The sequence below is a fragment of the Bradyrhizobium sp. genome (assembly GCF_019244115.1).
GTDB lineage: Bacteria > Pseudomonadota > Alphaproteobacteria > Rhizobiales > Xanthobacteraceae > Bradyrhizobium.
The window spans coordinates 1-10,403 of record NZ_JAFATE010000287.1 but is presented as its reverse complement, the minus strand read 5'-3'; the positions used below and the strand labels follow the sequence as shown (position 1 = coordinate 10,403).

Here is a 10,403-nt window from a genome sequence, read left to right as displayed (position 1 = left end):
GCCGACGTGCAGGAGGTCGCGCGCGGCATTGGTCTCGACAACCGCATCGGCTCGAAATTTTTGCATGCCGGACCCGGCTTCGGCGGCTCGTGCTTTCCGAAGGACACCCGCGCCTTGGTCAAGATCGCGCAGGACCACGACGCGCAGCTTCGCATCGTCGAAGCCGTGCTCGGCGTCAACGACAACCGCAAGCGCGCGATGGCGCGCAAGGTGGCGGGCGCCGCCGGCGGGTCGTTGCGAGGCAAGACGGTCGCGGTGCTCGGGTTGACCTTCAAGCCCGACACCGACGATATGCGCGAGGCGCCGTCGATCCCGCTGGTCACAGGCCTGCTCGACATGGGCGCAAAAGTGCGCGCGCATGATCCGATCGGCATCGAGCAGGCGAAGAAGGAATTACCCGACATCGAATATTGCAACGACCCTTATGCCTGCGCCGACGGCGCTGATGTCATGGTACTGGTGACGGAATGGGTGCAGTACCGCGCCATGGACCTGGAGCGGCTGAAGGCGACAATGGCGCAGCCCATCGTTGTCGACCTGCGGAATGTCTACCGGGCCGAGGACATGGCGGCGCTCGGCTTCATTTATGAGAGCGTCGGGCGCCCGCCCCAGGCGCGGCGGTAGGGCCCGGTTGGTTGTCATACCCCGCGCAGGCGGGGTATCCAGTACTCCCGATGCTTCCTTGTCGGTGAGCTCTGAGTTTACTGGATCACCCGCTTTCGCGGGTGATGACGGATGCGATCATTGCCCCGTACCTTCGACACGCCTCTTCCGATCGACGCCGTGCTCGACGAATTGTTGCGCACGCTGCAGCAGCGGAATGCCGCCGTGCTGGTCGCGCCGCCGGGCGCCGGCAAGACCACGCGCGTGCCGCTCGCGCTGCTCGACGAGCCCTGGGCTGCGGGGAAAAAAATCATCGTGCTGGAGCCGCGGCGGATCGCCGCGCGCGCCAGCGCCGAGCGCATGGCCAAAACCTTGGGCCAGCGCGCCGGCGAGACCGTCGGCTATCGCGTCCGCTTCGGTTCAAAGATCTCGCACGCGACCCGGATCGAGGTCGTCACCGAGGGCATTTTCTCTCGGCATATCCTCGACGATCCGGAGCTGACCGGCGTCGCCGCCGTGCTGTTCGACGAATTCCATGAGCGTTCGCTCGACGCCGATCTCGGCCTCGCTTTGGCACGCGACGCCCAGACCGGCCTGCGTGAGGATCTGCGCCTCCTCGTAATGTCAGCAACCCTCGACGGCGCGCGGGTCGGCAAGCTCTTGGGCGACGCGCCGGTCGTGGCCAGCGAAGGCCGCGCTTTTCCGGTGGAGACGCGCTATCTCGGCCGCAGGTCCGATGCACTCCTCGAGCGGCAGATGGCGGACGCCATCGCCACGGCATTGCGCGCGGACACTGGCTCGGTGCTGGCTTTTCTGCCCGGCGCCGCCGAGATCCGTCGGACCCAGACTTTCCTCGCCGAGCGGATTCATGATGCGGCAACCGAGATCGTGCCGCTGTTCGGCGCGCTCGATGCGGCCGTGCAGGATCGCGCGATCGCGCCGGCGCCGAAAGGCCAGCGCAAGGTGGTGTTGGCGACATCGATCGCCGAGACCTCGCTCACCATCGAGGGCGTGCGCATCGTGGTGGATTCGGGGCTCGCCCGCGTGCCGCGCTACGAGCCCGACATCGGCCTGACGCGGCTCGAGACCGTACGCGCCTCGCGCGCGGCGGTCGATCAGCGCCGCGGCCGCGCCGGGCGCACTGAGCCCGGCATCTGTTACCGGCTGTGGGATGAGCCGCAGACCGCATCGCTGGCGCCGTTCACCCAGCCAGAAATCCTGTCCGCCGACCTGTCCTCGCTGGTGCTCGATCTCGCGCAATGGGGCGTCAGCAATCCGGCGACTTTGTCCTTCCTCGACGCGCCGCCTGCGCCAGCGCTGAAGGAGGCCAAAAATCTGCTCCGCGAGCTCGACGCGCTCGATGCCGATGGCCGCATCACCGAGGAGGGCAAGAGCCTGCGCGCGCTGGCGCTGCCACCGCGGCTGTCGCGGATGATCGTGGATGCGCATCGCTTCGGGACCGGCGAGGCCGCAGCTGATATTGCCGCCATTCTCACCGAGCGCGGGCTCGGCGGCGACAGCATCGATCTCGACGCGCGGCTCGATCAGTTCCGCCGCGATCGCTCGCAGCGTGCGGTGAGCGCCCGCGACATGGCCCGGCGCTGGGCCGCGCAGGTGGCGTCGGGCGAGCTAGTTCCAGATGGAGGGACTGCAACGCACCTTGCTCATTCGGGCCGCGCGAACGGTCTAGCAGCCCCCTCGCCCCTTGCGGGGGAGGGTCGGGGAGGGGGGGCCACAACAGCGGTCTCTCGTCTGGGCACCCCCACCCCCGACCCCTCCCCGCAAGGGAGAGGGGAGCCGAGCAGCCGTGCGCCCCGCACTAGGGGGGAACGCAGAGAGTCATCGCGGGACAGCAAAAGAAGTTCAGTTCAGGCGGCGGTAGAGCTCTCCACCGGAGTCATGCTGGCCTTCGCGTTTCCGGATCGGGTCGCACGCAACCGTGGCAATGGCAGTTTTGTGCTCGCCAACGGCCGCGGCGCGATGGTGGAGCAGACCTCGGCGCTGGCGCGCGCGCCCTTCATCGCGGTCGGTGAACTCACCGGGACCGCGGCTTCGGGGAAAATCCTGCTGGCGGCGCCGATCTTGCAAGACGAGATCGAGCGACATTTCGCCGATCACATCGAAGTCGCGGACGAGATTTTCTTCGAACGCGGCGCGGCGGCCCTGCGCGCGCGGCGCCGCACCACGTTGCATGCGATCACGCTGTCGGAATCCCCGCTTGCAATCTCGCCGTCGGAGGAGAGCGCGCGCATCCTGGCCGATGGCCTGATCGCGCTCGGCTTCGACCGGTTGCCCTGGTCGAAGACGGCCAGGCAATGGCGCGACCGCGTCATGTTCCTGCGCAAGGCCGAAGGCGAGAGCTGGCCCGACTTGTCAGACGATGCGCTCATCGCACGACGCGCGGACTGGCTCGTGCCCGCGCTCCACGACAAGACCTCGCTGAAGGATTTGTCTGCTTCGGATCTCTCGGATGCCGTCATGGCGTTGCTGCCCTGGGACTTGCGCGCGCGGCTCGATCGCGAGGCGCCGACGCATTTCGAGGCGCCCACGGGCAGCATGCTCGCGATCGACTACGAGGCCGAGCAGGGACCGACCATCGCGGTCCGGCTTCAGGAGCTGTTCGGCCTCGACACGCATCCATCCATTGCCAGGGGCAGCGTGCCGCTGGTTCTGGAGCTGCTGTCGCCGGCACAGCGACCCGTGCAGGTCACGCGCGACCTGCCGGGCTTCTGGCGCGGCAGCTACGCGGCGGTCCGTACCGACCTCCGCGGACGGTATCCCAGGCATCCATGGCCCGACGATCCCGCGAGCGCTCTTCCGACGCGACGCGCCAAGCCGCGCGGAACTTGAGGCCATTCGCTGCCGTGCGAGACCTGAAGCGGCACGCGCTCCAGCCAAGTTAACGCTTCGCTCATCCTTTTCGTCAAAATGGCAGGACGAGCCAATCCCGTTTAGTCGCGCGTTGCTGGCGCCCATGGTCAAATCGCCGGCCCAAAGAACCAGGTTTGTGGCGTGATGCGTAACATAATGATCTTCGCGGCGATCCTGATTGGTCTCGGCACCTTCATGGCGCAAGTCGCGGAACGGATGACGCCGCGTCCGGCCGCTGCGAGCACGTCAGCCTCCGCGGCGACCGTCGGACGAAGCCCAGCGCCGGCGGCCGCCGCCGTGCAGGCGGGATTTCGCAGCCTTTCCATTCCCCGCGATAATCGCGGCCACTTCCTCACCGAGGGACGGATCGATGGCCAGCGCATCAGCTTCATGGTCGACACCGGCGCCTCGGTGGTGGCGTTGAACGAAAGCTCGGCGGCGCGGTTCGGCCTGCGCCCCTCGGCCGGCGACTACAATGCCGCGGTCGCAACCGCGAACGGCACCGTCAAGGCGGCGCGCACGCGGCTGGCCATGCTGGACGTCGGCGGGTTGATCGTGCGCGACGTCGAGGCCATGGTACTGCCGGACGAGGCGCTGTCGGAAAACCTGCTCGGCCTGTCTTTCCTGTCGAAGCTCAGGCGTTTCGAATATGCCAACGGCCGGATGGTCCTGGAGCAGTAACGGAACGCCTCCAAATCAGCTGAATTATGCAATAATCGCGGCCAGTCGTTCCCGCCGCCTTCCGTCGGACGCGGGCATTCGCTATGCCTGTGTTCCATTTCATTCAGCGTTTGAGGCTGTCCCCATGTTTCCCAAGCCCAAATCCGTGCTTGTCCCGAACACCTATGCCTTCGAATCCGAGCCCATGGTGAAGGCGACCGGCTTTCGCGAATATGACGCGCGCTGGCTGTTCAACAAGGAAATCAACCTGATGGGGATACAGGCGCTCGGCATGGGGCTGGGCGTCCTGATCGCGGAGCTCGGGGCGAAGCAGGAAATCGTCACCGGCCACGATTTTCGCGGCTATTCGGCCTCGATCAAATACGCCCTGATCTCGGGGTTCTTGGCAGCCGGCTGCAAGGTGCACGACATCGGGCTCGCGCTGACGCCAATGGCCTATTTCGCGCAGTTCGAGCTCGACGTGCCCTGCGTCGCCATGGTCACGGCCTCGCACAATGACAATGGCTGGACCGGCGTGAAGATGGGCGCCAACCGTCCGCTGACCTTCGGCCCGGACGAAATGACGCGGCTCAAGGAGATCGTGCTCGAGGCCAAGTTCCAGAACCGCGGCGGCGGCTCCTACCAGTTCCACGAGAATTTCCCGGCGCGCTACATGGCCGACCTCACCAACCGGCCAAAGCTGAAGCGCAAGCTCAAGGTCGTGGCCGCGTGCGGCAACGGCACGGCGGGCGCCTTCGCGCCAAAAGTGCTCGAGATGATCGGTTGCGAAGTGATCCCGCTCGATGCCGAGCTCGATTATACCTTCCCGAGATACAATCCGAATCCGGAAGACCTGGAGATGCTGCACGCGATCCGCGATGCGGTGCTCGCGAATAAAGCCGATGTCGGTCTCGGCTTCGACGGCGACGGCGACCGCTGCGGGGTCGTCGACAATACCGGCGAGGAGATCTTTGCCGACAAGGTCGGCGTCATGCTGGCGCGCGACATGTCGGCGCTGCACAAGGATGCGCAGTTCGTGGTCGACGTGAAATCGACTGGCCTGTTCGTTACCGACCCCGTCCTGCAGCAACAGGGCGCCAAGACCAGCTACTGGAAGACCGGCCATTCCTACATGAAGCGGCGCACCCACGAACTCGGCGCGCTCGCGGGCTTCGAGAAATCCGGCCACTTCTTCTTCAACAAGCCGTTCGGGCGCGGCTATGACGACGGCCTCGTGTCGGCGATCGCGGTCTGCGAGATGCTCGATCGCGCCGCTGGAAAGTCGATGGCCGATCTGAAGAATGCGCTGCCAAAAACCTGGTCGTCGCCGACCATGTCACCGCATTGCGCCGACGAAGCCAAATATGGCGTGGTCGATGCGGTGGTGAAGCATTTTGAAGCCGCACGAAAAGCCGGCGACCAGGTCGCGGGGCAGGCCATCCGCGATCTCGTCACCGTCAACGGTGTGCGCGTCACCGTCGAAGACGGCAGCTGGGGGTTGATCCGCGCGTCCTCCAACAAGCCGGAACTGGTCGTGGTGGTGGAAAGCCCGGTATCCGAGCAGCGCATGCGCGACATGTTCGCGGCGATGGATGGCGTGCTGCGCAGCCATCCCGAAGTCGGCGAATACAATCAGAAGATTTGAAGCGGGGCTCGTCATTCCGGAGCGATGCGAGCATTGAGCGGCAAACGTCTCGAGCTGCGGTGCTTGCGTCTTCGACAATTCCCCGTCGTGTTCGTATCACGCCGCCGGCACGGGCAGCACGGTGACCGACTTTATTTTTTCCATCGCAAAACGTGAGGTGACGTTCTTGAGCGGCACGGCGCTGATCAGCCTCTTGTAAAAGACATCGTAGCTCGGCATGTCGGCGACCACGACGCGCAGCATGTAGTCGACATCGCCAGCCATCCGATAGAATTCCATCACTTCCGGCATCGCGCTGACGGCGTCGGCGAATTTCTTCAGCCAGGCTTCCGAATGGTCGGAGCTCTCGACCGAGACGAAAACGGAAATGCCGAGCCCGATCTTATTCTGATCGACCAGCGCAACCCGGCGGAGAATGACTCCATCCGCTTCCAATCTCTGGATGCGTTTCCAGCACGGCGTCGATGACAGTCCGACCCGGTCGCCGATCTCGGCGACCGACAGCGACGCATCCTCCTGCAATACCATCAGAATCTTGCGGTCGATGGCGTCGAGGCGGCGGCTCGACTCGGAAAGCTGAAGTGCGGGGTCACTCATGAGAAGAACTTTGTTCCATATCTGGGGATTTTCCCCTTTGTATAGAGAAAATTCTTCTCCTTCAAGCGTCCTTTTTCGGCGGACTGACGGCGTGCTCAGGCCGGGCTGCGCCGCAGAAGATCCTCGACCTCAGGCCGGCCGGGAGCCGCGAACGGCCCGCCGAAGCGGGTGCATTTCAATGCCGCGGCGGCCGAGGCGAACCGCAGCGCGTCCGGCAGGGTCATGCCCTCGGTCAGGCCCACCGTGAAGACGCCATGGAACACGTCGCCCGCCCCCAGCGTGTCCACGGTGTGAACCGGAAACGCCGGAGTTTCCTTGAGGTTGCCCTGCTCATCGAGCCAGATGGTGCCGCGCGGCCCGCGCGTTGCGGCCAAAAAGGCCGGCGTCAGCTTGGCCATTTTCTTCAGCGCTTCGCCGTCGTCGGTAACTCCCGCGGTCTCCTGCAGCTGCTCGCTGGAGAAGACGAGGTGCGAGGCGGCGGTCAGCATGCCCTCGCTGCGCGACATCTGCCGGTCGATGTCGACGACCACGGGAATTTTGCGCCGCAGCGCTTCGGCGCAGAGCTCGGTCGAAAAGCTGGCACAGCGGCTCTCGACCAGGATGGCGTCGCAATCCCTGAGCAGAACGTCGGCTGGGGGCAGTTGCACCTTCCACAATCCCGGATCGCGGAAGGTCACGATCGTGCGCTCGCCGCTCGCATCGATCATGATCGCGGAGATCGGCGTCACCAGGCCTGCCATGTGCACCAGGTGGCTGGTATCGATGCGTTCTTCGGCAAGTTTGTCGAAGATGAAGCGGCTTGCCATCTCCGAGGCATCGCCCAGCGGGCCGCAGAGCGAGGCGCGGGCGCCGAGCCGGGCGATCCCGATGGCGGCATTGAGCGCATTGCCGCCGCAGATCTCCTCGAAATGCGACGCGTTCTCCTTGAAACCGCGCTCCGGCACGTGCTCGACGCGAAACGTTCCGTCTCGCACGGGAATACCAATGCAGAGGATGTGGGGGACTTTCTTGGGAGAGCTCATGTCGGAATCCGCCGTTACGGGTCTGGAAGCAATATTATCGGTAGAGACGCCAACCGGTTCCCGGCTTACGCGCCGGGCTTGTCCGCATGCGCCCAGCGGCCGACCAAATGATGGGCGATGGCGAAAGGATGCGGTCCGGCGAGGCCATCCGGATGCTGGCGCGCCAGCATCAACCGCGCTTCGTCCCGGCTAAACCAGCGGGCGTCCTCGAGTTCCGTGTGGTCGACCACGATATCCTCGCTCAGCGCGCGCGCCGTGCATCCGATCATCAGGGATGACGGATAAGGCCAGGGCTGCGTCATGTAATAGCTGACATCCGTGCAGCGGATCGCGCTTTCCTCGAAGATCTCGCGGCGGACCGCGTCCTCGATGGTTTCGGCGGCCTCCACGAAGCCAGCAAGGCAGGAATACATGCCTTGCGGAAACTGCTTCTGGCGGCCGAGCAGGCATTTCTCGCCCGCGGTGACCAGCATGATCACGACCGGGTCGGTGCGCGGAAAGTGCTCGGCCTTGCAGCTCGGACAATCGCGCTTCCAGCCGCCCTCCTTCATGGCCGTGCGTGTTCCGCAATTGGCGCAGTAGCCGTGACGCTGGTGCCAAGAGACCAGCGATTTGGCCATCGCGATCGCCGAGAGCTCGGCCGGCGGCACGATGCCCTGCATGGCCATGCCGCGCAGTTCGGTTACCGCGACGTCCTCGCGGTTGATGAGCTTGTCCGCGGCGGCTTGCGAGATCCCCATGCCGAAAACCGCGGCGCCGTCGCGCAGCCCCAGAAAGATCGTTCCGGGGTTGGCGCCGAATTTGAGCGCCTCGTTGATCGAGAGCAGCGCGCGCGTGCCGCCATTCTCGCGCTTCACCACAAGCGAATCGCGATGCACCACATAGGCCCGCGTAGCGGGATGGCCCTCGAACGCGAGGAGCTTGTCGTCATGACGGCGCAGATGCGCCGCGCGATCGAGGATATTGTTGACGAAAGCGGGTCGGCCCAGGGGAAATGAATCGAATGCTGACATTTGTTGTTCTCAACCCAACCAGATCTTGCGGCGCAGCGCGCTGATGAAATTCCTGACCTCCTCGGGGTCGTGGGGCAGCGCCGGCATCACGCCCCACACCGGGCGCGGCCAGGCGGCATCGCTGGTACGCCGTGCGATGACATGGACGTGAAGCTGCGGGACCACGTTGCCGAGCGCTGCGATGTTCAGCTTGTCGCATTTGGTGATGTCTTTCAGCGCCCGCGCCACGCGGCTGATCTCGGTCATCAATTGCGCCTGCTCGATCTCGTCGAGGTCAATGATCTCGACCGCGCCGTCACGCCGCGGCACCAGCAGCAGCCAGGGATAATGCGCGTCCTGGATCACCAGGACACGGCACAGCGGCAGGTCGCCGATGTCGATGGTGTCTTTCTTGAGCTGGGGATGCAGCGACCAGGCGGGATCGGACATTCGCGGTTCCCAAGCCCGGAAATGATCGGGCATTTAGAGTGCCTTCGGAAGAGCAAAGGGTGGCGGGTTTCATATCAAGGCGTCATCGTCAGCGAAAGCGCATGATCCGTACTGGATACCCCGCTTTTCGCACGTCATGACAGCACAGGCCCCGCTTGCTTTCTCGGGCTTTTGGCCCCAAATAGGGACCGGGAGATTGGCGGTGGACGAGCCACTCGCCAACCGGGTCAGGTCCGGAAGGAAGCAGCCCTAACGAGGTCCGGATCGGGTCGCTCGTCAGTCTCCTACCTGCTTTTTTCGAGCGAGCGGTGCGACCGGGCCGACCCTGGGGCGCCTGCTCGTGCTCCTTTCCGCAAAAGCCGGCCGAAAGAGACTTCAATTGCGGATCGATCGATGACCGATGCTGGCGCTCCTTCCGATCGGCCTGACAGCGCCGGTCAAGCCGGCCTCGACGTCGGTGCCGCTGCCAGGCCATACCGGGTTCTGGCGCGCAAATACCGTCCCTCCTCTTTTGACGATCTGATCGGCCAGGACGCGCTGGTCCGCACCATTTCCAACGCCTTCGAGACCCATCGGATTCCGCAGGCCTGGATCCTGACCGGCGTGCGCGGCGTCGGCAAGACCACGACCGCGCGCATTCTGGCGCGCGCGCTGAACTACGAATTGTCCGACGGGTCGGTGCAGGGGCCGACCATCCACATGCCCGTCCTCGGCACGCATTGCCAGGCCATCATGGAAAGCCGGCACATGGATGTGCTGGAGATGGACGCGGCCTCGCACACCGGCGTCGACGACGTGCGGCAGATCAATGACAGCGTGCGCTATGCGCCGGCGAGCGCCCGCTACAAGGTCTACATTATCGACGAAGTCCACATGCTCTCGACGGCGGCGTTCAATGCTTTCCTGAAGACGCTGGAGGAGCCGCCGGAGCACGCCAAATTCGTCTTCGCCACGACCGAAATCCGCAAAGTTCCGGTGACGGTGCTGTCGCGCTGCCAGCGTTTCGACCTGCGGCGGGTCGAGGCCGACGTGCTGATGGCGCATCTCGGCACTATCGCAGGCAAGGAGGGTGTCGAGATCGAGCCCGAGGCGCTCGGGATCATTGCCCGCGCCGCCGAAGGATCGGTGCGCGACTCCTTGTCGCTGCTCGACCAGGCGATCGCGCATGCCGCCGGCCCGGTGCACGCCGACGCGGTGCGGCAGATGCTGGGGCTCGCCGACCGCACCCGGGTGATCGACCTGTTCGAGCATCTGGCCCGCGGCGATATCGCGAGCGCGTTCCGCGAGTTCCGCGACCAGTACGACACCGGGGCCGATCCGATCGTCGTGCTCTCGGATCTGGCCGAGTTCGTCAACTTCGCGACCCGGGTCAAGTACGTGCCGGCGCTGGCCGACAACGTCGCCTTCAGCGAGACCGAACGGCTGCGCGCGCGGGATTTTGCCGCAAAACTGTCGATCCGGGTGCTGTCGCGGATGTGGCAGATGCTGCTCAAGGGCATCGCCGAAGTGCAGACGGCCACCCGGCCGGCCGCGGCTGCGGAAATGGTGCTGGTGCGCATCGCC

9 protein-coding genes and 1 other RNA gene are annotated in these 10,403 nt (G+C 65.1%); 6 read left to right on the top strand and 4 right to left on the bottom strand.

Features of this window, described 5'->3' with window-relative positions:
* From JOZ76_RS12895 to JOZ76_RS12880, 4 genes are all read left to right on the top strand, one after another.
* Window positions 1-624, top strand: a 624-nt coding sequence (locus JOZ76_RS12895) for a UDP binding domain-containing protein (protein ID WP_291699010.1), incomplete at its 5' end; no start/stop codon positions are given.
* A gap of 111 nt (window positions 625-735) precedes the next feature.
* Window positions 736-3,453, top strand: coding sequence for an ATP-dependent helicase HrpB (gene hrpB, locus JOZ76_RS12890; RefSeq protein ID WP_291699009.1), 2,718 nt, complete (start codon window positions 736-738; stop codon window positions 3,451-3,453).
* Between the two features lie 165 nt (window positions 3,454-3,618).
* Complete coding sequence (locus JOZ76_RS12885; RefSeq protein WP_291699011.1) at window positions 3,619-4,155, top strand: TIGR02281 family clan AA aspartic protease; 537 nt, start codon at window positions 3,619-3,621, stop codon at window positions 4,153-4,155.
* A 124-nt stretch (window positions 4,156-4,279) separates the two neighbouring features.
* On the top strand, window positions 4,280-5,779 hold the full coding sequence (locus JOZ76_RS12880) for a phosphomannomutase/phosphoglucomutase (RefSeq protein WP_291699008.1): 1,500 nt from the start codon (window positions 4,280-4,282) through the stop codon (window positions 5,777-5,779).
* Window positions 5,780-5,875: 96 nt separating this feature from the next.
* Here JOZ76_RS12880 and JOZ76_RS12875 read toward each other — a convergent pair whose 3' ends face one another.
* From JOZ76_RS12875 to JOZ76_RS12860, 4 genes are all read right to left on the bottom strand, one after another.
* Window positions 5,876-6,376 (bottom strand): Lrp/AsnC family transcriptional regulator, encoded by a 501-nt coding sequence (locus JOZ76_RS12875; protein WP_291699007.1) that lies wholly within the window; start codon window positions 6,374-6,376, stop codon window positions 5,876-5,878.
* Between the two features lie 95 nt (window positions 6,377-6,471).
* Window positions 6,472-7,398: a sugar kinase gene (locus JOZ76_RS12870; RefSeq protein WP_291699006.1), complete on the bottom strand. Its 927-nt coding sequence runs from the start codon at window positions 7,396-7,398 to the stop codon at window positions 6,472-6,474.
* 65 nt (window positions 7,399-7,463) lie between these two features.
* Window positions 7,464-8,411 carry an NAD(+) diphosphatase gene (gene nudC, locus JOZ76_RS12865; RefSeq protein WP_291699005.1) on the bottom strand — a complete coding sequence of 316 codons (948 nt, stop codon included), beginning with the start codon at window positions 8,409-8,411 and terminating at the stop codon, window positions 7,464-7,466.
* A gap of 9 nt (window positions 8,412-8,420) precedes the next feature.
* The gene (locus JOZ76_RS12860; protein ID WP_291699004.1) at window positions 8,421-8,840 is read right to left on the bottom strand and encodes an HIT domain-containing protein; all 420 of its coding nucleotides are present in this window, start codon (window positions 8,838-8,840) and stop codon (window positions 8,421-8,423) included.
* A 191-nt stretch (window positions 8,841-9,031) separates the two neighbouring features.
* On the opposite strand from JOZ76_RS12860, the gene ffs reads away from it, so the two are divergent.
* Both ffs and JOZ76_RS12850 read left to right on the top strand, forming a co-directional pair.
* An RNA gene (gene ffs / locus JOZ76_RS12855) (signal recognition particle sRNA small type) lies at window positions 9,032-9,128 on the top strand.
* 105 nt (window positions 9,129-9,233) lie between these two features.
* Window positions 9,234-10,403, top strand: a 1,170-nt coding sequence (locus tag JOZ76_RS12850; protein WP_291699003.1) for a DNA polymerase III subunit gamma/tau, incomplete at its 3' end; no start/stop codon positions are given.